The sequence below is a fragment of the Methanobrevibacter sp. UBA417 genome (genome assembly GCF_002508845.1).
Classification (GTDB): domain Archaea; phylum Methanobacteriota; class Methanobacteria; order Methanobacteriales; family Methanobacteriaceae; genus Methanobrevibacter_A; species Methanobrevibacter_A acididurans.
The window spans coordinates 110,907-134,109 of the sequence record NZ_DAZC01000027.1 but is presented as its reverse complement, the minus strand read 5'-3'; the positions used below and the strand labels follow the sequence as shown (position 1 = coordinate 134,109).

The window sequence follows — 23,203 nt, the reverse complement described above, 5'->3', positions numbered from 1 at the left end:
AAATGAATACTGATATTAAAACAAGAGAATACACCACAGTTACAGAAGTTACCGGTCCTTTAATGGTCGTTGATGGAGTTGAAGGTGTAGGTTACAACGAAATTGTAGAAATTGAAACTCCTAACGGAGAACACAGACAAGGACAAGTTTTAGAAGTAAAACAAGATGTTGCAGTTATTCAAGTATTTGAAGGTACAAGTGATTTAAACACTAAAAACACTAAAACTAGATTTACTGGTGAAACAGCAAAAATCGGTGTATCCAAAGAAATGATGGGACGTATCTTTAATGGTACTGGTAAACCTATTGATGGTGGTCCTGAAATAATTCCTGAAAAAGAATTAGATATTAATGGAGCACCAATGAATCCAGCATCTCGTGAATTCCCAGAAGAATTTATTCAAACTGGTATATCAACCATTGATGGAATGAATACTTTAGTAAGAGGACAAAAATTACCAATCTTTTCAGGATCTGGTTTACCTCACAATGATTTAGCAGCACAAATTGCTAGACAAGCTAGAGTATTAGGTGGAGAATCTGAATTTGCAGTAATATTTGCTGCAATGGGTATTACTCACGAAGAAGCAAATTTCTTTATGAGAGATTTTGAAAGAACTGGAGCATTAGAAAAAGTAACAGTTTTCATGAACCTTGCAGATGACCCTGCTATTGAAAGAATTTTAACTCCAAAAATGGCTTTAACAACTGCTGAATATTTAGCATTTGAAAAGAATATGCAAGTATTAGTTATATTAACTGATATTACAAATTACTGTGAAGCATTAAGAGAAATTTCTGCAGCAAGAGATGAAGTACCTGGAAGACGTGGATACCCTGGATACATGTATACTGATTTAGCTGGTATGTATGAACGTGCAGGCCGTATACAAGGAAAAGAAGGATCAATCACTCAAATGCCTATTCTTGTAATGCCTCAAGATGATATTACTCACCCTATTCCTGATTTAACCGGATATATTACAGAAGGACAAATTGTACTTAATCGTAATCTTCACAGAAAAGGTATTTACCCTCCTGTAGATCCATTACCATCCTTATCTCGTTTAATGGGTGGGGGTATTGGAGAAGGAAAAACTCGTCCAGACCACAGTGGAGTATCTGACCAACTTTATTCTGCTTATGCAGAAGGTCGTGAATTAAGAGATTTAGTTGCTGTAGTAGGTGAAGAAGCTCTTACAGAAAGAGATCGTAAATTCTTAGAATTTGCTGATAATTTCGAAAACCAATTTATTACACAAGCTAAAGATGAAGACAGAAGTATTGAAGAAACCTTAGATCTTGGTTGGAAACTTTTAAGTATCTTACCTAAAAATGAACTCAAAAGAGTTAAAGATGAATTCATTGATCAATATCTTCCAAAGGCTGAAGAATAAGATAAAACTATATGATATTAATTTTCAATTAATATCTACTATCTTTATTTAGGAGGATAAAATGGCAGAAGAAATAATAAGCGGGATAAATCCAACTCGAATGGAGTTACTTGCACTTAAAGATAGAGAACAACTCGCAGTCAAAGGTCACAGTTTACTTAAAGAAAAACGTGATGCTTTAATTAAAGAGTTTTTCGATATTTTAGATAAAGTTCAAGGAGCTCGAGATGAATTGAATGAAGAACTCGCAGAAGCTTATGAAGATTTAACTGCAGCTCAAATCCAAATGGGTGATTTGGCTGTACAAAAAGCAGCTCTTTCTGTTACTGAATCTATGGATGTTGATATTAAATCTAGGAATATTATGGGTGTTTCAGTACCTGTAATTGATATGAAAGCACAAAATAGAACTATCCTAGATCGAGGTTATGGATTCAATGATACATCTATTAGGTTAGATGAAGCAGCTAAAAAATTTGAACATTGTTTGAAATTATCCATTCAACTTGGAGAAATTGAAAAAACAATTTATTTATTAGCAGCCGAAATTGAAGCAACTAAACGTCGGGTTAATGCTCTTGAACATATTATGGTTCCAAGATTACAAGCAACTATCAAATCCATTGATATGAGATTACAAGAAATGGAAAGAGAAAACTTCGTTAGACTTAAAATGATTCGTGCTACAATAGAAAAGAGTCAAGAAAGTGGAATTGAAGATGCTAAGAATTCTCGTCAAGATTATGAAGCTAAAGAATTAGCTGAAGCTGAAAAATTAGCTAAAAAAGAATCTACTATTGGTAAAGTTAAGGAAGCTGTAAAAAGCAAAATTCCTTCTAAAACTAAAAAGGATTCAGAAAAAACAGAAGATTCTACTTCCAAAGTAAAAGCGGAAGTTGAAAAACCTGTTAAAAAATCTTCTAAGAATAGCGATGAAAAATCTGTGGATGAAGAAAAACCAAAGAGAAAATTTAAGATGAAATCATTTAAAATTAGATAATTAAAATTATATTATTTAGTTTTAATATTTTTATTAATTTTTTTCTAAAAATAAAACAGGAGTCTAAAATTTTATTATTTAATATAAAATTTTTTAATGACTCTTTTTATAATTTTTTTTTAATGATTAAAATTATATATTAGTTTTTTTAATATTATATTACTAAAAAATTTTCAAATTTTTATAAGTTCTTAATTTTTGAGAAGTGTGGATTTATGCAAAGAAACCCTATAGATCAATTTATGAAAGATCCAGATCATGTTGCTAAAGTGTTTATAATAATTCAGATTGTTCAAATTGCTACTACCGCAATTTTGGTTATTGGAACAATTCTTTTTATATTATATTTAGCAGGTGTTATTCATTTTTAAATATTTTTAATATTCTCGTTTATTGTACTTTCTATTGCATTACTATTTTTAATTAGTTTTTTTACATTATTTGCTTGGTCTATTATTGTGACTAAAGGTTGGTTTTTTTCTATTATCACATTTGGGTAAGGTATATCAAATACATTATCTTTATTTAAATTTCCTATTTTTATAGTATTTGTTGAATATATTATCTTTTTAAAACTATATCCTTTATATTTGGGTATTTCTATTATTTTTCCTTGGCATGCTTTAATATGAGCATCTAATAAATTTATTTTTAAAAGTTTTTCAATACATTCATATGTGCCTTGTACACGAGGGTTTACTTCAATAATATAAATATCATTTTCTAATATGTTGTTGTTTTTGGTATTTTCAGATAATATCATGTCAACCCCATTAGATCCAATTAATTTTAAATCTTTAATTATTTCTTGGGATATTTGATTCATGTCTTCGTTTAAATTATCTATACCTATTTCATCATTTGGTATTGTGTATTCATTTAAGCTTTGTAAACTTTTAATATTCAATGGTATTATATTTCCATTATAAACAAATGATTTATTTTTTTGATAATCGTTAATTGTTAGTAATCTACTGTTTATTATGGTTTTTGCTTCATGATTGTTACTTAATACTGATGAACTAATATTTATTCCTTTAATATGCTCTTGTAATATTAATTTTTGATTTTCAGTAATTTTTTCTAATTTTTCACTATTTTTTTCATTACTCTTAAATTCATTTAAGCTATTATAATTTAATAATCTGACACCATAACCACCACTTCCTTTACATGGTTTTAGTATATATGACTTGTCTACATTATTTTTTAGAATTTCTTCTACGTCATGTATATCTTTTATCTTAAAAGTTTCAGGAGTTAAAAATTTATTACAAATATACTTATAAAACTTATATTTATCTTCAACTTCACCAACATTTTTATTACCTAAAATTTTTCCACGATACTTTTTAAATTCACCTATAAAATCTGAAAAAGATATACCTGCACACAAAATTATGTAATCTACTTTTTCTAAAAATTCCCTAGATTTATCTAAAAGTTCTAATGGATCATATTTTTCTTCAAAAAAACCACAAGACGCATCTGTTTCCTGATTAAGTAAATGTATTTCATCAAAAGGTTTATTAAAATCATAAGTAGCATAATAACTACTGGAATATACCTCAAAATTTAATTTAAGTGCTGAATTAACAAGAGGTCTAGTATTAACTCCCATAATAAGTAATTTTTTCATAATTATCAAATTCTCCTAAAAAATAAATTTAATTTTATAAAAAATTAGTTAAATTCATAAAGCAATATATAAAAATTTTAAAAACATGTAAAAAAATAGCTTTTTATAGATAATATAGTCCCGAGCGGAGTCGAACCGCCGTCTCCGGGTCCAAAGCCTAGAAGGATTACCACTACCCTACGGGACTAAAAATCAGTTGCAATACACAGATTACAACATATTATTATATTCTTCAATCTCCTATTTAAACTTATCGTATAAATTATTTAAAAAAATTAATTTTTATAAAAAATTTTGATAAAACAAACATTTATCAATCCAACCACAATCCCCACAAATAGTTTTCACACTATCCTCAGAATTAAATATATTATTTATCTCTTCAAATAATTCACTTGTAAGAAATTCTTTTTCAGAATTTTTAATTTTACTTAAAATTATTTCATCCATTAATACAATATCCTCATTAGTCTGGAAATCTTTACAAAAACCATCTTCATTAAGATTAGGGCAAAATTTACAAATATCATCTGCAGAATTACATAAAACAACTAAATTATTATTATTTTTTAAAATTTCTACTATATGATCCATATTTTTAACAAATTCATCACTATAACCATATCCCTGATACCCTTGAATACATAATAAATGATGAGCTCGAAGTTTAATTTTCATAAAAATAAAATTCTCCTTAAATTAACTAAGTTTTCATAATTCTTGATACATTAATAATTGTTCTAATGGGATATTACAAGAATTTTTCTTTTTAGACTTCTTAATCTTATGATTTTCTAGCTGATATTTTTTATCAGACTCTTTAACTTTTTCAAAGAATTCTAAAACATCCATTTTATCAAATACCCTAAAAATATGACAAATTATTATTATAAATAAAAAAAATAAAAAAAGTAAAAAGATATTTAATCTTTAGGTAAAAATACCTTAGATACTAAACCTGCACTTAAAATTTTAACAATATCTCCAATAATAAATGGAGCAAGACCCATAACAATTAATTCAACAGGTCCAAGAACAATTCCTTGTGTGAAATAAGACCAAGCAGCTAATCCTGCAAGTCCAGGAATATATATTATTGCAAAATTTGCAATAGCAACAACAGCAGTCATTCTAGTGAAATTTCTAGATTCAACATATCTTTCAGAAATTAATCCAACAAAATATGCAGCTAATACCATTCCAACAAAGTATCCACAAGTAGATCCTAATAAAGTAGCTATTCCACCAGTTGCACCAGCAAACCATGGAATTATAGTAGCACCTATACCAATATATAATATTTGGCTTAATGCCCCATATTTTTTACCTAAGAATAAACCTGCTATTAAAACTGCAAAGGTTTGTCCAGTGATAGGTACTGGGGTAAAAGGTAAAGGAATAATAAATTGTGCCATAATACCAGTGAAACATGCCATCATAAAAGCCATAATTACTTTTGTAACAGTATTGGATTCTTGAATTTTATTAAATGCGATTTCCCTCTTATTATAATATGAATTAATATTTATATTCATTTTAATACTCCTATTTTAAATATTATTTATAATTTATTTTAAAAATAAGTTTCTTATTTAATGGATATCACTTTATAATCCATTAGTATAAAATTTATAAAAACTTTTATAAAAAATTTTCTAATTTATATACTATTTTTTTTAATGTTTTTTATATTCTTTTAAATCCTTTATTCGTTTTTTGTACTTCCAGTACTTACTTAATTCATTATCATTATGTAATTCTATTAATTTGTTAGCCATAGCATTACGTGCTTTAATTTCAATTTTATCATCAATAGTCGGTAAAGAATCAATATCATATTTATTCTTTAAAGCATTTAATATTAAATAATCAGCAATATGTGGATTTTTTGGCAATAATGGTCCATGTAAATAACTACCTATTACATTTTTAAAAATTATGCCCTCTTTATTATCTTTACCATTATTACCATAACCTAACTTAACTATACCAAAAGGTTCATAATTATGGTAAGTACGACCACCATGATTCTCAAATCCAACAACACTTTTTGGATTTAAATCTAAATTATTTTCAATTAAAATATTCCCAATTAATCTTTCATTGTTAGATTCTGTTTTAATATCTAATAATTCCAAGCAAGGAATATCATTACCTTCAGCATCACAGTAATCATTACCTAACATTTGATAACTACCACAGATAGCTAAAATAACACCATCATTATTAATATAATTATCTATCATACTTCTTTTATCAAATAAATCCTTAGAAACTATGTTTTGTTGATTATCCGAACCTCCTCCAATTAAAATCATATCAATATTATCATCTTTAACGGTTTTTGTTCCTAAAGTTGAAATTACTTGATTAACTTTGATTCCTCTCCATTCACATCTTTTTTCAATACATATTAAGTTACCAATATCTCCATACATATTTAAAATATCAGGATACATGTTTACAATATTTAATTCCATTTTCATAGTAATCTTTAAGTATTTTTATTTAAGTTTAGTTTTCATAAATTTTGTCATGTTTTTCATATAAAATTTTTCTAGCTTCAGGCATACCTGTAAAAGTCCCAACAATATATGATCTATTATTTTCAGACAATAATTGATCAATTCCAGATTTTAAATCAAACTTATCTTTTCCAGGATAAATTCTAATTTTATCTGTGGGAAAATTAGTATATTTTAATCTTAAAGCAGCATCTTCAGCTCGTGTTCCGGCACAATAAAAATTTTTAACTTTTTGAATATTATTTATTTCATCAAAGTTTGCATCCCAAATCCAAGAAACATCTTTTCCATCTGCAGCATAATCGTTTAAAATAAACATTATTGATTTTTCATTTGGATTTGTATGAAAAGCAGAAAAAACTTCACTTAAACCTACAGGATTTTTACTCAAAACAAGAACAACTTCTTTATTTCCTAATTTAATTGTTTCCATACGTCCTAATTTATATTCGAAACTTTGAATTCTACTTTGTATAGTTTCATAATCTAAGCCTAATTCACTAGATAATGCTATGACAGCTAAACAATTATATAAATTATATAATCCCATAACATTTAATCTAAAAGATTTTTGTTCGTTACAATATCCAATTGTGAAATCATAATAACCATCATAAGGAGTTACTGAAATTAATTTATAATCAGAGAAAGGATTACTAGCACCACAGTTATTACAATGATACTGTCCAATGTTTCCATAATTAATAAAATCATATTCTAATCTATTCCCACAGATTGGACAAAATACAGATTCTAATACTTCAACATCTTTTTTAGAATTTTCAGTCTCACCATGACTATAATAAACTTTAGGATTTGGTAAATCATTAAAATATAAACATGAAGGATCATCTGCATTTAATATTAATACTGTTTGAGGATTAGTTATAGAATCATGAACCAGTTTAATAGTATTTTCTACTTCCCCAAATCTGTCTAGTTGATCTCTAAAAAAATTAGTTATTACAATATAATTTGGGTTAATATGTTTTGTAACTTTTGGAACGGTTCCTTCATCTACTTCGAATATGCCACAATCATAATGGTTTTTTTTATTTATTATAAAAGAAGTCACTACACCAGTTACTAAATTTGAACCATTAAGATTTGATGCAATATTTTCATAAAAACCATTTAAAACATGGTTTAATAAGTTGTTAGTGGTAGTTTTGCCATTGGTACCTGTAATTATAATAGTCCTATCACATTTATTTACCATTTTGGAGAGAAGATTAGGTTCTATTTTCATACTTACTTTTCCAGGCAATGCAGTTCCTTTCTTCCCACTAAGTTTTAAAATTTTGTAGGTAAATTTACCTACACTAATAGAAAATTTTGTGTTTAAATCCCCTTTCATTTAATCATCTCCATATTTTTCGAGATTTTATTTATTAAATGTTTCTTCAACACATTAAAATTATTTTATTTAATATTTAAATCTTTTGTTAAAAATATAGGTAAAATATTTTATTTTTCTTTTATATCTAATTTTTTAGAGCCCTATACCTTTTTTAAGATTAATTAGTAGTTTAATTAGTTTTTTATGAATGTTGTTGATGTTTTGCTATATCATAAATTTCTTTTATTGTACCCATATCTACACTAGTATAAATTTGTGTTGTTGACAAACTAGAATGGCCAAGTAATTGTTGTATAACTCTAATGTCTACACCATTTTTTAATAAATGTGTTGCAAAAGAGTGTCTAAGTATATGAGGAGTAACCCTTTTATTTATACTCACTTTTTTAGCATATATTTTTATCATTCTTTGAATATATCTTGGAGTGATTTTATTATTGTCACGATTTAAAAAAAGGTATTCTGAATTGGAATTTCTTACATTTAAGTATTGTTCTATTAATTTCTTAGTATCATCATCAAAAAGTACAATACGATCTTTGTCTCCTTTTCCTCTAACCCGAATAGTTCTTTCTTCAAAATCTATGTCTTTAATAATTAAGTTTACTAATTCAGAAATTCTTAATCCAGAAGAGTAAAGCACTGCTAATATTACTTTATCTCTAAGTTTTGTTTTTTGTTTTAATTGACTATCTGAATTTGGATCCCAAGTAACTGAATTTATAAGGTTTTCTACTTCTGTTTCATTCAATGATTTTGGTAATGATTTTGTTCTTTTAGGAGGTTTAACTTCATTTAAGAATGATATTTTATTAAATTCTAAAAATTTTTTACATACTACTGTTACTAAATATATGTAATTTTGTGTAACATGCTTATCCCTTTTTAAGATTTGTATATACCTTTTAAAACTTCTTAAAAATCTTTTTTCATCATACAAATCCTCTTGTTTATTTAAATATTTCATAAAATTATGTATTATGGATTTATAAGTTTTTATGGTGTTCATGGAATAATTTCTAATTTCTAAATCAATAAAATATTCTTCAAACATATCATTGAAATTAAAAATATTCATAATATTTTCTTTGTTCCCATTTTTATCATATGAAGGTAAATTTATTGGTGATTTTGGGGTTTCTTCCATACAATCACTTCCTGTTTTTAAATTCTTAATCAAAACATTTGACTATTATTAATTTATGTTCGTTATATTTATGTGTAAGTTTATGAAAATTTTCATATTAAAAAAAAACTTAGAATATGTAAAAAAAGCGAATTTAATTTAAAAAAATAAAAAAAGATTAAAAAGATAGTATAAATTTTAATTTACAGTAATAATTCTTAAACTATCAGGTTTTTTAACCATATGACTAGATTTAAAAGCTACTAAATTTTTAATTCCCTTAGATGCTGAAACATCTGCTAATCTTTGGGAAATTACTCCATCAAATATAACAGTATTTGCATCTGGATTGTTTTGTTTGAGTTCATCATAAAGATTTTCAACACTAACTTCTTTGATAATATTTAAGGAATCATCTAAAATTTCACTATTACCAGTACCAGTAAGTTTTCCTAACATATTTTTCATAGAATTGATTTCACTATTATGTTTCTTTTCAATTCTATTGTTACCATTTCGTTTATTAGTACTATTATTATATCTATTATTTTTACGATTGTAACGATTATTATTATTGTTATTGCTGTTATTGTATTGGTTGTTATTGTTATTAGATTTATTATACTTATGATTTTTAGACTTGTTATCTTCAAGTGAAATTGTATTAATTACTTGATCTAAAGGTACTTTGTCACGTAATGCAACCATTACTTCATCTTTTTCAAGATCTTCAACTTCTTTACCTCTTGGAGCTTGTGTAACATAATCAACATCTCCAACTTGAACAAGTTCTTTTAATATAAGTTCTCCTCCACGATCACCATCAACAAATGCAGTTACAGTCCGATGTTTAGTTAATTCTGCAACACCAGCAGGAATATTAACCCCTTCAACAGCTACAGTATTTCTTATACCATATTTTAATAAGTTTAAAACATCACTTCTACCTTCCACTACAATAATAGCATCAGAAGTATGAACACTAGGACCTGCAGGAAGCTTTTCTTCTCCATATTCTGAAATTTCATGAATTCTCATAGATTCTCTAATTTCTTCAATCATTTTCATACTTTCAGGTGAAGATGTTTCCATCATAGTTGTATAAATTTCTTTTGCACGATTTACAACTTGCTGTCTTTTAACAGCTCTAACATCTTCAACTTTGAGAATAGTTATTTCAGCTTCACAAGGACCAACTCGATTAATAGTTTCAAGGGATGCAGCTAATATAGCGGTTTCAATTCTATCTAAACTAGATGGAATTACTATTTCACCTTTAGCTCTACCTCCATTGGAATGAATAATAACTTGGATTCTTCCAATTCTACCTGTTCTTTGAAGTTCTCTTAAATCTAAATCATTACTTAAAAGACCTTCAGTTTGTCCAAAAACCGCACCAACCACATCAGGTTTTTCCACGATTCCATTTGCATTTATTTGTGCATGAATAAGATATTTAGTTGTAGTTAATTCTTCTCCTTTTCCCATCTTAAGCCTCCGTTTTATTAAGCTTAGATACTTTTAGAGATAATTTAAAATCCTGTAATATTATTTTAATTATTAATTTATAATACTCAGAAAAACAATTAATTATTTAATTGTTAAATTATACTTTTGTAATTGTATTTTGATAATAATATTTTATAATAGCTATATATTGAAGCTAAATCTAATTTTTATCAATTAGACAATGATACATCAAATATACTTAAAAAATAGAATTTACTTTTACTTATTGAAGTTGAGAATATTAATAACATGAACTCTTTTTATAGAAAAATCTTCAGTTTTCCATAATTAAAAAGTTTTTATTAAAAAAAATTTTTATAATTTTTAAAAAGTTTACAAACTATAAATAATTTTTATCTATTTTTAAATCAATTAGTAAGCTTATTTTTATATTTTTTTCTAAATTTTTATTATTTTTAATTAAAATTTTTATATACCTAAATTTTTAAAAAAATTCTAAAATAACCTTAATCCTTATCTAATAATTGATTTTCCTTTTTAATTCTTGTTAAATCCCTTAATTAATTCTCCTGTCTTTTGTTTAACTTCATTAATTAATTTTTGTAATATTTAGTAAATTGTAAATTTATAAACTCAATTTTTGAGTATAATATGATTATTAGTATCTAACTAAATTTTTGTATAAACAGGTATATAAAATATTTTATTATCTTTCATGTTTTAACATTATAAATTTAATTTTCCAATTTTCTTATTAGTTAATTTAAAAATAATTATATACTTTTAAAATAAAAAATTAATCGTTAATAATTAATAAAAATTCTATATTTTATTACTAATTAAACGATTAATTTTTTCATATAAAAAAATTTGAGGCGTAAATTGATGTCAAAAGGAAAATTATCAGCAAAAACTTTTTTAAATAACATAAATAATAACAAATTCGATGATTTATCTGATTTAAAAGATTTTAGTACCATAAGTTTAGATGATCCTCGATTAATTAATAAAACTTTTAATATTGAAGATTTAACTTTAAATGAATCTAAAAATAATATTGAACAATATCAAGAGTTAAAAATTATTTTAGAAACCGCTTCTGCATGTCAAATATCCGATGCAGTTAATGCAGTTACAGGGGAATCTGGAGTAATAAAAGGATTGAAATCTATTAATAATCAAAGAGCTTACGGTAGGGCAGTAACATCTAAAGCATCTTCAAAAGATTGGGGGGCTTCACTTTTAGCAATAGATGCTGCAAAAGAAGGAGATTTTCTATTATTATACACTACTGGAGAACCCGCAGCAGTTTGGGGGGAATTAGCTTCAACTTGTGCTAAAGAAAAAGGAATAGTTGGAACTGCTGTTTATGGTGCAACAAGAGATATTGATGTACTGTTACATTTAGATTATCCTGTTTTTGCATTAGAAACACTACCTAATGCAGGTAAACCTTCTGGTATTGGGGAATTAAATGTTAACTTACAAATAGAAAATTATTTAATAAGTCCCGGCGACTTTATCTATGCTGATGAAAGTGGAGTAGTTATTGTTCAAAAATCTATATTTTCTAAAGTTATATTAGAAACTTTAAAAATCAAAATTAATGAATCAAAAATTATTAACCAATTAAAAGCTGGAAAATCTTTATCTACTGTAGTAGGGCTTAGATAAACAAAAATTTTTTATTTTAATCTATCATTTATTTCACTATTTAAAACACATTTATAATTATTAAAAGAGGTTTTGTTTTTGACTTCATCTGAAAAAAGTAGTGCCCAAACAATATATTCATTTATTTTAGATAATAAATATGCTATTATTGTAAGTTTTATCATTGTTCTTGCAATGTTATTTGTAATGATAGCTCTCTCTGGACTAGATTCTATAATAGCTAATTTGAGCCGTACAAATCTCTTTCTTTTTGGTTTAACATTTATAGTTCAAATTATTGTAATTTTATTATGGGCTTATAGGTGGAAAATTATTTTATATCATATGCATGACTCACCTGGGTTTAAAAATGTAGTTGGCATATTACTTACTAGTATTTTTGGGAATAATATAACTCCTGGCGCTATTGGTGGGGAACCATTAAGAGCATATATACTTAAAGAATATAATGGAACTCCATTTGAAGTTGGTTTTGCTTCAACTATGGCTGATAGAGTTTTTGAAATGTTTCCTTTTGTAGTAATTAGTTTACTTGCAATCATTAGTATAATAACATGGAATTTAGGTATAGTATCTAAACTTTTCTTATTATTCTTAATTGTTGCAGTATTCTCTTTATTTTTGATTGTTATTTACACAGGTTTTAATAAAGAATGGTCTATGAATTTGGCTGAGAAAACCATAAATTTTTTCTTACCTTTTATAAATAAATTTACTAGAAAAACTTATAATCAAAGTCATTTAGTTGAAACTGCAAATGGTTATATTAACAATTTTAATACTAGCTTTCGTATGATGATTGAAGATAAACATTTATTTGTAAAAGGTATTTTTTTAGCTTTAGTTTGCTGGTTTTTAGATTTATCCAATTCTTATTTAGCATTTATGGCTATAGGTATACATCCGCCTATTGCACCTTTTATTACAGTTTATACTATTGCTATACTTTTATCATTTTTACCTACTTTACCAGGATCTTTAGGGATTACAGAAATTGTAATGATAGCATTATTTGTTCCTGTAGGCATTTTTGCAGATCAAGTATTAGCTGCTTCTGCTCTTGAAAGATTAGCTTCTTATGTTTTCCCTACTGTTTTAGGTATTTTAGCTAGTTTATATTATGTTAAAATTTTTTCTAAAAAACATTTAGAAAAGAAAAATGAAAAGCTAATTAATTGATTAAAAATATTTTTAATCATTATTTCTTATTTTTTTCTAATATTTTTATTAATTAAAATGTTTTTATCAAGCTATTTAATAATTTATTAAAATATATTAGATTTTTTGTTTATATTTATGTGTTTATTTAATCAAATTTAATTATTATAGTAAATTTAGGTTACTTTTATACAAAGTAATTTATTACTATTGTTTCAAACGAATTAAGAGAATTTTTTCTATTTAAACTAAATAGTAATATTTTTAAATGGGTTTTAAATTTATATTTAATATTATCGTAAAGTTTATATATGATGAATGTAGAATTTTATATATACATACTCATCTATTTTAATTGATTTTTATGAAAGTTTTAGGGAATATTTCACATATAGCAAAATCTGGTAAACTCATAGCAACCACCACTCAAACACCTCCTTCAGGAGCTTATGTTTTAACAGAAAACAAAAAAAAGATTGGTAGGGTAAATGATGTATTTGGTCCAGTAAAAAATCCTTATGTTTCTATTAATTTATTCCGTTCAACAAATAAAGAAGAATTAGAAAATATGATTGGTGAAAAACTGTATGTATCACCTAATAAAAATAAACGGGGGAAAAAAGCACGAAAAAAGAAATGGAAGAGATGGAACAAAAATACAACAAAAAAGGCAAAAAGCCAGTAAACGTCTCTGAAAAAGAAAGAATGATACATGATGTATCAGTCACTGAAAAACAAACAAGATGCCCTGAATGTGGATCAGAAGATTTAATTGGTGATTATGAGCGTGCAGAAGTCGTTTGTGCTAACTGCGGTTTAGTTATTGATGAAAATTTAGTAGATATGGGTCCAGAATGGAGAGCATTCGACCATGAACAAAGAGATAAACGTACCCGGGTAGGAGCTCCAATTACTTACACCATCCACGATAAAGGTTTAAGTACAATGATTGATTGGAGAAACAAAGATATTTATGGAAGAGATATCCCCGCTAGAAATAGAGCTCAATGGTATAGACTTAGAAAATGGCAAAGAAAAATAAGAATATCCGGAGCAACAGAACGTAATTTAGCATTTGCATTAAGTGAACTAGACAGAGATTCATCAAGATTAGGACTTCCACGGAGTGTAAGAGAAGCTGCATCTGTAGTATACAGAAGTGCGGTAGAAAATAAACTTATTAGGGGAAGAAGTATTGAAGGAGTTGTAGCAGCTTCATTATATGCTGCTTGTAGAAGATGTAAAGTTCCTCGTACTTTAGATGAAATTGCAGAAGTTTCTAGAGTAAGTAAAAAAGAAGTTGGAAGAACATATAGATTCTTAACAAGAGAATTAAATATTAAATTACCTCCAACATCACCAGTCGATTATGTACCTAGATTTGCAAGTGAACTAGGATTATCAGGTGAAGTACAATCAAGATCTATTGAAATAATAGAAAAAGCAATGGAAAAAGGATTAACATCAGGTAGAGGTCCAACAGGTGTTGCAGCAGCAGCTTTATACATAGCTTCTGTACTACTTGGGGAAAGAAAAACACAAAGAGATGTAGCAGACATTGCAGGAGTTACTGAAGTAACAATAAGAAATCGTTATAAAGAACTCACAGAACAATTAGACATGGGAGTAACATTATAAACATTTAAAAATTTTACTTCCCATAAACTTTTTTTTAAATTACTAATATATATTTAATAATCTTTACTAAATTTTTGAATATCACGTTCTACTTCATTTAAGATAGCAGAATTATCCGTATTTTTAACTTTATCTAAATTTTCACGATATTTAGGAATATTTTTTATAAACTTACGAATTAACTTATTATTTAACTTATTATGGAATTCCCCATAACCTAATTTTTTAACATAAAAACCATTAAGGATTTGTTCAAAATTACCATTAGCAGGAATACTATAAACAGGTTTCTTAAGATAAATAGCTTCTGAAATCATTGTGAAACCACCATTAGTTAAAATAGCTTTAGCAGTACGCATATCTTCATAAATAGCATCTTCATTAAATGAACGATAAGTTAAATTTCCATCAACCAAATCTTTATTAAAACCATAAACAATAAAATTCTCTTTAACCTTCTTTAAATTTTCCATTAACTCAATGTTAGAATCACTAGTTTGATAAACAACAATATGATCCCCATTTTCAGGTTTTAATTTCATAATATCCTCACGAATAACTGGAGGATAAATTGCAGTAATTTCAGGGTGTCTAAGTGGAGGGAAAAAGAAACTAGTTAAAATATGTTTTTCAGGACGTATAATATAAGCTTTAACTACAGCTTTAGCAACTAACATATCCATTTCATGATTTTTTGGGTAATCATAATCAGTTTGGGTAATCATATGAATATTATCTAAACTAATCATAGGAACATTAATTAATTTACTTAACATACTAGCATAATTCTCAAAATCAGAAATAATCAAATTAGGTTTAACAATTTGAGATTCTTTATATAAAACATCATAACCCTCTTTTAAATTAGTTGGATTAGCTTTAACAGCTTTTAAAAAAGTAGCCTTATTTTTAACAGCATTATTCTCATAAACAGTGTTAAATCCACCAATTTCAAAAACATTATCAAATTTATTGTTTAAATATTTGTAAGCCCTATCACTTGAAAAAATATATACATCATGATGTTTTATTAATTCCTCAATAATAACACTGCTTCTAATCGCATGCCCCATACCTTCTCCACAAACTGAGTAAAAAATTCTTTTTCTTTTATTATTTTTTAAATTTTTACTCCCTTTTTTAATTGGTGGGGATGAATAATCATGTTTAGGAGTATTATGTTTAAGTTTAGAAATACTTCTAAATTTCTTATCCTCACTTAAATTACTAGGAAGGTGTTTTTGTTTAAGATTATGTTTCTGATGAAAAGTGCCTTTACCAATATTCATTTTAGATTTTTCAGCAATTTGATCTAAATCATTTTTTTCTAATGCTGTTATAGGATCATGTCCAAATTTATAATTTAATTCTTCAGCACTAGTACGTTTACCTCTAAAATCATTGATAGTACTTTTACCATAAGTCTTCAATAAACTATATAATCCTTCTTCTTCTAATCTTCGGGTGGATACACAAATCTTAGGTTTTCTTAAAACTTTAAACTCTTCCAATTTAGATAATCTTTCAATATAATCAGTATCTTCACCAAATGTTAATCTTTCATCAAAACCTCCAGCAATTTCATGTAAATACCTTTTAGATACTATTCCATAACATCCTGCACCATGAGGTTTAATATTTTCCGCAGCTATCATGAACCAGTTAGCCATATCATGTAAAAATTTATCTTTATGTTTTTCAGACATTGGAGTCATTTGTGTAATACCAATACCTAACAATTCTCCCTCAAATTCCGCTACTAAATCTTCTAAATAATTAGGAGTTAATCTTAAATCAGAATCTAAAAATAATAATATTTCCCCTTTAGCAATTTTAGCACCATTATTACGTCCAACTGCAGGTAATCCTCCTTGAACAATTTTACAATTATAATCTTCAGCAATTTTGACTGTATCGTCATTAGAATCATTGTCTGCAACAATAATTTCATAACTATCAAAATTTTGAGATTTAATACTTTTTAATAATCTTGGAAGATATTTTTCCTCGTTATATGTTGGTATAATAATACTTAACTTCATTTTCATCATCTAAAAAATAAATTTATAAAATACAAATTTTCTCATAATCTTATTATAAATAAGAATAAATATTCCAACTTTCACTAAACCAATCACATTTACCCTGCAGTGATCTAGCTAAACTATTCTCTAATTCCATTTCATTATAATTTGAATTAAACTGTGCATGTATACTATTATCTGTTTCTGTAATATTTAATGTATTATATTGACTTAAATCACAATTATCTGATGGATTCATAATAGTAACATCATAATATTCAGGATTTGAACCAATAAATGCTACTGAAAACCTTAATAATATGATAAATATTAAAATTAAATGAGGAAGAAGAACCCTAAATATTTTTTTATATTCACTCCATTTCTTTGGAATATCAATACTATCTTTCTCATCTTCTACCCATTTTTTAATTCCAAATATTCTCCCAATCCAATAAGTAAAGCTAGAATAATCATAATAAATTACTAAAAATCCATATAATCCTCCAACACAAGGGGTTGAAAAAAAACCTCCATCCATAACTCCAATTAATCCAAGAGTCATAGTAAATGATAAAAATAATCTACTGAACTTAGATTTATTTTGAACACTTTTTAACATTATTAAGAAAAGGACTGGTATCAAAACAAACAAATACTTAGTATACCAAGGAACATACTGAGATAATGAATTTCCAATATGTATTCCCTCTGGAATACTAACTAATACTGCATTAATTAAAGTTCCTAATACTGATTTATAAACATGAGAATGAAGTATACTAGTACTAGTCATACTTGGATCCATTGAAGTGAATATAGTGAAAACTCCAATACCAAAATTATATCTTATTATTACTTCAGTAACTAGCCCCCATAAAGCTAAACTTAATAATAATAAAAAACCTATTTTTAAATAAAAATCATGATCTTTTTTTAAAAAACTTGGCCAAGGTATTTTTCTTATAATATTCCAATTTTCCATTTCACTAAAAATTAAGAATATTCCAAAAATAGCAAAAAATAAAATATCTTTACCTTTAGAAGAACCCATTAATACTAAATGTAAAAAGGGACGTATAATTAAATCCACACTATTTGAAAAAAATAGGATTATGGATAATATGATGAAAACAAAACCCAATTTTTGATATTTATTTAATTTAAACATTTTTTACCAGAATCCTTAAAAAAGGTATTAATTTTGGAAATTTAATTCATATAATTTTTTTAAAGAATAAAATTTAAGTTATTTAAAGTATTAACTTTAAGTAATATAATCATTTTTATTTTATTTAAAAAATAATTTAAAAATTAGTATGGAGGAGAATAAATATTTTCACATTATTTTATTTTATTGGTTTAATTTTCATTGGGATTATAGCAGGTATAGCATCTGGTTTATTAGGTGTAGGTGGAGGATTTATAATGGTTCCTCTACAATTTTTCCTTTTAACATCTTTAGGTGTAGATTCTAGTCTAGCTTTAATGGTATCTTTTGGTACAAGTTTAGCAATAATTATACCCACTTCTATTAGTGGAGCATATAAACACAATAAAGAATTAAAAAATATTTTAAAACCAGGAATTATTTTAGGTATATTTGGTATATTTGGAGGATTTTTAGGAGGTTTTCTAGCATCATATGCTCCTACAAGAATATTACAAATATTTTTTGGAATAGTTTTAATAATTATTGCAATTAACATGTTTTTAAACAAAAAAACTGGAAAAACTAAACCTAAAATTAAATTCAATATATTATCTGCAGCACTAATTGGTGTAAGTGTAGGTGTGCTTTCTGGTTTACTTGGAATTGGTGGAGGGGTATTTATTGTAACAATTCTGTCTGTAATTTTAGGATTTTCAATGATAGAATCAATAGGTATTTCTAGTGTATTTATTTCATTAGCTGCCATTGGTGGGGTAAGTTCATATATAATTACAGGATTAGGAGTAAATACTTTACCTTATTCCTTAGGTTATGTTAGTTTAGTAAACTTTTTTGTAATCATTTTGTTTTCAATTCCATGTGCATATATTGGTGCAAATTTGTCCCATAAATTACCTGAAAGAAGGTTACAAGAAATATTTGCAATATTACTAATTATTCTTGCAATTAAAATGATAATTTAAGACCAAGTTATGCTTTTTTCAATAACTACTCCAGTACCATGAGCAGTAACATTACAAATTGTTCCATTACCATCTAAGATATCATACTCTAATGTTAAATCTAAAATCCCATTACACCCATCATTTTTTGCTTCTTTACATAAATTCGCTATGGCTTGATCTTTAATTTTTCGTAAATCTTTCAATAATAACTCTTCTTCTTTATCAAAACCCATAGGACGTTTAGCTTTATAAATAATTTTACCTTCATAAATTCCATTATACTTTATCACTTCTTGATTCCATAAATGGGTAGTACTTAAAAGTAATATTCCTAAATCATTAATGTCAATTTGTAAATTTTCATCAAAATTGTTTATATTTTTATCAGGTTTTATAATTGGAAGTTCTTCTCCAGTTATTTTTGATTTGATTTTTATATAAATTTTATATAAAAAACCTGTTATCTTTTTAAATATCCCTGAAATATAAGATATCATAGCTAAAATTATAATTATTATAAAATAATTAATTAAAGTAGGAATTGCAGCTTGTAATATTACAATCACACTTCCAATTGTTATAAAATTAAATCCTAAAGTAGGGTTAGCGATAATAAATCCATAAACTACCGTTACAGCAAATAATATAAATGCACTAACAGCTCCAGTGGTTTCTTTCATATATTTTTGTGCAAAATAAGTTTCCACATAACCTGCTACTAATGGTGAGAAAACTAATCCTAAATTCCAACCAAAAATATCTAAATGAATCATTAAACAGAATTCATACGTTAATAATCCAGCTATAGTTCCAAGTGTTATACAGAATGTTGCCTCTCCAAAATTATCCAATCTTTTTTGCAAATCTGTATTTAATTTCATTTTATAATCCCAATTTAAAAAAAGTTATTTGTATGATATTGCTGTACCGTAAGCAGTAACTAAAATTGTATTTCCCATAGTTCCTCCAAGATTATTATAAGATATTTTAAGCCCAATTATAGCATTAGCTCCTTTTTCAGCAGCTTTTTCTTTCATACTACTTAATGCTATTTCTCTAGCTTTTTGAATTTCTTCTTCATATTTGGAGGTTCTTCCACCTACTACATCACGAACTCCGGAAAATAAGTCTTTATAAACATTAGATCCTATTAAAGATTCACCAGTAACTAAACCATGATATCTTAAAATCTTTTTATTCTCTAATGTGTTTGTTGATGATAAAATCATTTTTTATTCTCACCTAATAATGAATTATTTTTTAGTTTTTAAATAAAAAAGTTTAATAATTAAAACCATTTTAAAACAAAAAAAAGATTTTTTTATCTTAAAAAGGTCATGTATGCCCATATTCCAACAAAGACAAGTATTAATACAAAAATTAAAACTCTAGATTTTCTTCCTTGTTCTTGTCTCATTTTAATAACTTTATCACAATCTGGGGAGCATGTTTTTTCATTCATTGGTATTGGGGTTCCGCATACTGGACAATGTTTATGTGGTTCTACTGCCATTTTATCTTTTCTCCTTTTTTTTAATATAATTATTCTGAAATTACTTTTGTTCCAATTTTTTCGCCATTAATGGCTTTTATCAAGTTTTTAGGATCATCACCATTACAGATTACAGTTTCTAGTGAGGAACGTTTAATCATTTGTATTGCTGTCATGTCAAAAAATTCATAAGTTCCAGCTTTCACATCTTTTCCTTTAATAAATTCCATCATATCACTTGCAGTAATTTCATTAATTAATTCTGCATCACTAAATTTGTTAGGATCTTTATTATACATTCCATCTACAGAAGTTAAGTTTACTAAAAGGTCTGCTTTAACATATTCTGCTAAAATAGCTGCAACTGCATCAGTACTATGAGCAGGTTCTGTTCCACCCATAACTACTATTTTTCCACTTGAGGAATATTCTAAAGCTTCTTGGAAGTTGTGTGGGACTTTTTGATATGCTTTATTTTCTAGTGCAGAAAGTAAAAGTTTTGCATTGATTCTTGTTACTTCTATACCTATATCATCACATTTAGCTTCTCCACACTCTAAATCTCTAACAACTTTTATATATTCTCTTGCAGGTTTACCTCCACCTACAACAATAAATAATTCATGTTCTTCACTTAGTGATTTTAATATTTCAGCATATTCTTTAAATTTTTTTGAATCAAATTCTTGTATTAAAATTGATCCTCCAATTGCCGCTACTATTCTCATTTAAATCAAGTCACCCGTAATTTTTTAATAAATTATATTTAAATATAAAATTTTTTTTATCTAAATAATTTAATAATCTATTATATTTATTTAAATCATGATATTTAAATATTAAAATAAAGTATTGAAATTTTTATTAAATTATATATCTAAGTAAGTACAAATAGTATTAATATTATATGATTTTAAATAATATATTCAAAAAAATATTTTTTTAACATTTTAATTAAAAATTAATCATTTTAATCATTTTAAATATGGAGTGAAATAATTGTCAGACGTATCTTCAAAAGAATTATATGAATTTAAAAGAACTTTACGAGAGTTAGGTGAAAAAAAAGGAAGAGGTACTGAATTAGTATCTGTTTATATCCCTCGTGATAAACAATTAAGTGATGTAGGAAAACAAATGAGAGATGAACTTGGACAAAGTTCTAATATTAAAAGTAAAACTACTAGAAAAAATGTTCAATCTGCGATTGAAGTAATAATGCAAAGAATAAGATTATTTAAACATCCTCCTGAAAAAGGTTTAGTACTATTTACTGGAATGATTCCAAAAGGTGGACCTGGTACAGAAAAAATGGAAACCTTTGTTTTTGAACCACCTGAACCGATACAAACATATTGGTACATTTGTGATAATGTTTTCTATTTAGAACCTTTAGAAGAAATGATTGAAACAAAAGAGGTTTATGGTATCGTAGTTTTAGATAGAAAAGAATCTACTATTGCTACTTTAAAAGGTAAAAAAATTGAAATTTTAAAACATTTAACTAGTGGTGTTCCAGGTAAACATAAAGCAGGAGGTCAATCACAAAGAAGATTTGATCGTGTAATTGATTTAGCTGCACATGAATTTAAAAAAAGAATTGGGGATCATGTAAATCAAGCTTTTTTAGATATTGAAGATTTAAAGGGTGTTATTTTAGGTGGACCAGGTAATACTAAGGAAGAATTTTTAAAAGGTGAATATCTTCATTATGAAATTAAACAAAAAGTAATAGCAACTATTGATACTTCTTATACTGGAGAATTTGGAATTCGTGAAATCATTGATAAATCCATGGGAATTTTAGATGAAATGGATGTAATGAAGGAAAAACACATTGTTCAAGGATTCTTAAAAGAATTAATTAATGAAAAAGGTTTAGCTTCTTATGGGGAAGATGAAGTTAGAAGAAATTTACGAATTGGAGCGGTAGATACTCTTTTATTATCTGAAGATTTACGTTCTGAAAGAAAAACTTACCAATGTCCTGTTTGTGAATTTCAAATAAGTAAAACCATAAAAAATGGTGAAGCTGATGAAGAATTAGTTTGTAAAGAATGTAATGAGAAAATGAAAATCATTAAATCTGAAGATATTATAGATGAACTAGTTTTACTTGCAGATGAAACAGCCTCAAATGTAGAAATAATATCTACTGAAACTGAAGAAGGAATGCAATTATTTAGAGCTTTTGGTGGTATAGCCGCTATTTTAAGATATCATATATAAAATTGAAAATATTTTTATAGTTTGAAATTAAATTAATAAACAGTGGAGCAACAAATATGAAATTGGTTGAAGAGGAAATTATTAAAGGAAGATTTTCAGTTCTTGTGAATAATAAAGTTATTGATGTGGATAGTACAAAATTAGGATCAACTCGTAAAGAAATATTAAGTTCTATGAAAGAAATTGTTGATGAATATGATGAATTTTTCATTCCTGGAACTATAATGTTAAGTGATAAAGCTACTTTTCATTTAAGAATGCAAGAATCTTGTGAATAATTTTTTATTATAAAATTTAATATTCCACTTTCAATATTTTTTTAATTTTTATTTTTTTATCATATTTTACTATTT

At 26.2% G+C, this 23,203-nt stretch carries 23 protein-coding genes, 1 tRNA gene and 1 pseudogene; 10 read left to right on the top strand and 15 right to left on the bottom strand.

From position 1 onward, the window contains the following. Positions 1-2: 2 nt before the first annotated feature. From BP769_RS05225 to BP769_RS05215, 3 genes and pseudogenes are all read left to right on the top strand, one after another. Positions 3-1,397: an ATP synthase subunit B gene (locus BP769_RS05225; RefSeq protein ID WP_413825175.1), complete on the top strand. Its 1,395-nt coding sequence runs from the start codon at positions 3-5 to the stop codon at positions 1,395-1,397. Positions 1,398-1,458: 61 nt separating this feature from the next. Further along, positions 1,459-2,091: pseudogene (locus tag BP769_RS05220) on the top strand (V-type ATP synthase subunit D); the annotation flags it as partial. A gap of 521 nt (positions 2,092-2,612) precedes the next feature. Further along, positions 2,613-2,768: a hypothetical protein gene (locus tag BP769_RS05215; protein ID WP_409198631.1), complete on the top strand. Its 156-nt coding sequence runs from the start codon at positions 2,613-2,615 to the stop codon at positions 2,766-2,768. Here the strand turns inward: BP769_RS05215 and BP769_RS05210 are convergent. The 9 genes from BP769_RS05210 to dnaG form a co-directional block, all read right to left on the bottom strand. Continuing rightward, the gene (locus tag BP769_RS05210) at positions 2,765-4,036 is read right to left on the bottom strand and encodes an ATP-grasp domain-containing protein (RefSeq protein ID WP_413825173.1); all 1,272 of its coding nucleotides are present in this window, start codon (positions 4,034-4,036) and stop codon (positions 2,765-2,767) included. The genes BP769_RS05215 and BP769_RS05210 overlap by 4 nt on opposite strands. A gap of 115 nt (positions 4,037-4,151) precedes the next feature. Beyond that, a tRNA-Gln gene (locus BP769_RS05205) sits at positions 4,152-4,223 on the bottom strand. Between the two features lie 95 nt (positions 4,224-4,318). Next, positions 4,319-4,714 (bottom strand): DUF1284 domain-containing protein, encoded by a 396-nt coding sequence (locus tag BP769_RS05200; RefSeq protein ID WP_413825170.1) that lies wholly within the window; start codon positions 4,712-4,714, stop codon positions 4,319-4,321. A 33-nt stretch (positions 4,715-4,747) separates the two neighbouring features. After that, positions 4,748-4,888, bottom strand: a complete 141-nt coding sequence (locus tag BP769_RS05195; RefSeq protein ID WP_413825167.1) for a hypothetical protein — start codon at positions 4,886-4,888, stop codon at positions 4,748-4,750. Between the two features lie 71 nt (positions 4,889-4,959). Continuing rightward, a complete protein-coding gene (locus BP769_RS05190; RefSeq protein ID WP_413825301.1) occupies positions 4,960-5,565 on the bottom strand; it encodes a biotin transporter BioY in 606 nt (201 codons plus the stop codon). Between the two features lie 147 nt (positions 5,566-5,712). Further along, on the bottom strand, positions 5,713-6,522 hold the full coding sequence (locus BP769_RS05185) for a type 1 glutamine amidotransferase (RefSeq protein ID WP_413825165.1): 810 nt from the start codon (positions 6,520-6,522) through the stop codon (positions 5,713-5,715). Positions 6,523-6,550: 28 nt separating this feature from the next. Next, entirely contained in the window at positions 6,551-7,918 is a 1,368-nt protein-coding gene (locus BP769_RS05180) for a MurT ligase domain-containing protein (RefSeq protein WP_413825163.1), read from the bottom strand. Positions 7,919-8,102: 184 nt separating this feature from the next. Next, positions 8,103-9,068 carry a site-specific tyrosine recombinase/integron integrase gene (xerA, locus tag BP769_RS05175; RefSeq protein WP_413862201.1) on the bottom strand — a complete coding sequence of 322 codons (966 nt, stop codon included), beginning with the start codon at positions 9,066-9,068 and terminating at the stop codon, positions 8,103-8,105. 177 nt (positions 9,069-9,245) lie between these two features. After that, positions 9,246-10,535 (bottom strand): DNA primase DnaG, encoded by a 1,290-nt coding sequence (dnaG, locus tag BP769_RS05170; RefSeq protein ID WP_413825158.1) that lies wholly within the window; start codon positions 10,533-10,535, stop codon positions 9,246-9,248. Between the two features lie 867 nt (positions 10,536-11,402). Between dnaG and BP769_RS05165 the strand changes: the two genes are divergently transcribed. The 4 genes from BP769_RS05165 (at position 11,403) to BP769_RS05150 (ending at position 14,987) form a co-directional block, all read left to right on the top strand. Continuing rightward, on the top strand, positions 11,403-12,191 hold the full coding sequence (locus BP769_RS05165; RefSeq protein ID WP_413825155.1) for an RraA family protein: 789 nt from the start codon (positions 11,403-11,405) through the stop codon (positions 12,189-12,191). 78 nt (positions 12,192-12,269) lie between these two features. After that, the gene (locus BP769_RS05160; RefSeq protein WP_413825152.1) at positions 12,270-13,370 is read left to right on the top strand and encodes a UPF0104 family protein; all 1,101 of its coding nucleotides are present in this window, start codon (positions 12,270-12,272) and stop codon (positions 13,368-13,370) included. Between the two features lie 343 nt (positions 13,371-13,713). Continuing rightward, entirely contained in the window at positions 13,714-14,034 is a 321-nt protein-coding gene (locus BP769_RS05155) for an H/ACA ribonucleoprotein complex subunit GAR1 (protein WP_413825149.1), read from the top strand. A gap of 20 nt (positions 14,035-14,054) precedes the next feature. After that, on the top strand, positions 14,055-14,987 hold the full coding sequence (locus BP769_RS05150; protein ID WP_409199069.1) for a transcription initiation factor IIB: 933 nt from the start codon (positions 14,055-14,057) through the stop codon (positions 14,985-14,987). Positions 14,988-15,040: 53 nt separating this feature from the next. On the opposite strand, the gene BP769_RS05145 is transcribed toward BP769_RS05150, so the two are convergent. Continuing rightward, entirely contained in the window at positions 15,041-17,029 is a 1,989-nt protein-coding gene (locus BP769_RS05145) for an MJ1255/VC2487 family glycosyltransferase (RefSeq protein ID WP_413825147.1), read from the bottom strand. Positions 17,030-17,081: 52 nt separating this feature from the next. Next, complete coding sequence (locus BP769_RS05140) at positions 17,082-18,182, bottom strand: hypothetical protein (RefSeq protein ID WP_413825145.1); 1,101 nt, start codon at positions 18,180-18,182, stop codon at positions 17,082-17,084. Positions 18,183-18,340: 158 nt separating this feature from the next. Here BP769_RS05140 and BP769_RS05135 point away from each other — a divergent pair, with 158 nt between their 5' ends. Then, the gene (locus BP769_RS05135; RefSeq protein WP_413825299.1) at positions 18,341-19,147 is read left to right on the top strand and encodes a sulfite exporter TauE/SafE family protein; all 807 of its coding nucleotides are present in this window, start codon (positions 18,341-18,343) and stop codon (positions 19,145-19,147) included. Here BP769_RS05135 and BP769_RS05130 read toward each other — a convergent pair. The 4 genes from BP769_RS05130 to pyrH form a co-directional block, all read right to left on the bottom strand. Beyond that, positions 19,144-20,010: a heavy metal-binding domain-containing protein gene (locus BP769_RS05130; RefSeq protein ID WP_413825142.1), complete on the bottom strand. Its 867-nt coding sequence runs from the start codon at positions 20,008-20,010 to the stop codon at positions 19,144-19,146. The two genes, BP769_RS05135 and BP769_RS05130, sit on opposite strands and share 4 nt — an antisense overlap. Positions 20,011-20,034: 24 nt before the next feature. Continuing rightward, positions 20,035-20,358 (bottom strand): YbjQ family protein, encoded by a 324-nt coding sequence (locus BP769_RS05125; protein WP_413825139.1) that lies wholly within the window; start codon positions 20,356-20,358, stop codon positions 20,035-20,037. A gap of 92 nt (positions 20,359-20,450) precedes the next feature. Further along, a complete protein-coding gene (locus tag BP769_RS05120; RefSeq protein WP_409198646.1) occupies positions 20,451-20,642 on the bottom strand; it encodes a DUF2116 family Zn-ribbon domain-containing protein in 192 nt (63 codons plus the stop codon). Between the two features lie 29 nt (positions 20,643-20,671). Next, positions 20,672-21,349 (bottom strand): UMP kinase, encoded by a 678-nt coding sequence (gene pyrH, locus BP769_RS05115; RefSeq protein ID WP_413825136.1) that lies wholly within the window; start codon positions 21,347-21,349, stop codon positions 20,672-20,674. Between the two features lie 271 nt (positions 21,350-21,620). On the opposite strand from pyrH, the gene prf1 reads away from it, so the two are divergent. Continuing rightward, a complete protein-coding gene (prf1, locus tag BP769_RS05110; RefSeq protein ID WP_409198648.1) occupies positions 21,621-22,850 on the top strand; it encodes a peptide chain release factor aRF-1 in 1,230 nt (409 codons plus the stop codon). A 56-nt stretch (positions 22,851-22,906) separates the two neighbouring features. Further along, the gene (locus BP769_RS05105; protein WP_409198649.1) at positions 22,907-23,128 is read left to right on the top strand and encodes a hypothetical protein; all 222 of its coding nucleotides are present in this window, start codon (positions 22,907-22,909) and stop codon (positions 23,126-23,128) included. Positions 23,129-23,203: the final 75 nt, after the last annotated feature.

What these genes read in the sequence shown, in the direction of transcription:
- BP769_RS05225 (WP_413825175.1), top strand. Translation starts at nt 3, where the DNA reads ATGAATACTGATATTAAAACAAGAGAATACACCACAGTTACAGAAGTT.
- BP769_RS05215 (WP_409198631.1), top strand. Translation starts at nt 2,613, where the DNA reads ATGCAAAGAAACCCTATAGATCAATTTATGAAAGATCCAGATCATGTT.
- BP769_RS05210 (WP_413825173.1), bottom strand. Translation starts at nt 4,036, where the DNA reads ATGAAAAAATTACTTATTATGGGAGTTAATACTAGACCTCTTGTTAAT.
- BP769_RS05200 (WP_413825170.1), bottom strand. Translation starts at nt 4,714, where the DNA reads ATGAAAATTAAACTTCGAGCTCATCATTTATTATGTATTCAAGGGTAT.
- BP769_RS05195 (WP_413825167.1), bottom strand. Translation starts at nt 4,888, where the DNA reads ATGGATGTTTTAGAATTCTTTGAAAAAGTTAAAGAGTCTGATAAAAAA.
- BP769_RS05185 (WP_413825165.1), bottom strand. Translation starts at nt 6,522, where the DNA reads ATGAAAATGGAATTAAATATTGTAAACATGTATCCTGATATTTTAAAT.
- BP769_RS05180 (WP_413825163.1), bottom strand. Translation starts at nt 7,918, where the DNA reads ATGAAAGGGGATTTAAACACAAAATTTTCTATTAGTGTAGGTAAATTT.
- xerA (WP_413862201.1), bottom strand. Translation starts at nt 9,068, where the DNA reads ATGGAAGAAACCCCAAAATCACCAATAAATTTACCTTCATATGATAAA.
- dnaG (WP_413825158.1), bottom strand. Translation starts at nt 10,535, where the DNA reads ATGGGAAAAGGAGAAGAATTAACTACAACTAAATATCTTATTCATGCA.
- BP769_RS05165 (WP_413825155.1), top strand. Translation starts at nt 11,403, where the DNA reads ATGTCAAAAGGAAAATTATCAGCAAAAACTTTTTTAAATAACATAAAT.
- BP769_RS05155 (WP_413825149.1), top strand. Translation starts at nt 13,714, where the DNA reads ATGAAAGTTTTAGGGAATATTTCACATATAGCAAAATCTGGTAAACTC.
- BP769_RS05150 (WP_409199069.1), top strand. Translation starts at nt 14,055, where the DNA reads ATGATACATGATGTATCAGTCACTGAAAAACAAACAAGATGCCCTGAA.
- BP769_RS05145 (WP_413825147.1), bottom strand. Translation starts at nt 17,029, where the DNA reads ATGAAGTTAAGTATTATTATACCAACATATAACGAGGAAAAATATCTT.
- BP769_RS05140 (WP_413825145.1), bottom strand. Translation starts at nt 18,182, where the DNA reads ATGTTTAAATTAAATAAATATCAAAAATTGGGTTTTGTTTTCATCATA.
- BP769_RS05130 (WP_413825142.1), bottom strand. Translation starts at nt 20,010, where the DNA reads ATGAAATTAAATACAGATTTGCAAAAAAGATTGGATAATTTTGGAGAG.
- BP769_RS05125 (WP_413825139.1), bottom strand. Translation starts at nt 20,358, where the DNA reads ATGATTTTATCATCAACAAACACATTAGAGAATAAAAAGATTTTAAGA.
- BP769_RS05120 (WP_409198646.1), bottom strand. Translation starts at nt 20,642, where the DNA reads ATGGCAGTAGAACCACATAAACATTGTCCAGTATGCGGAACCCCAATA.
- pyrH (WP_413825136.1), bottom strand. Translation starts at nt 21,349, where the DNA reads ATGAGAATAGTAGCGGCAATTGGAGGATCAATTTTAATACAAGAATTT.
- BP769_RS05105 (WP_409198649.1), top strand. Translation starts at nt 22,907, where the DNA reads ATGAAATTGGTTGAAGAGGAAATTATTAAAGGAAGATTTTCAGTTCTT.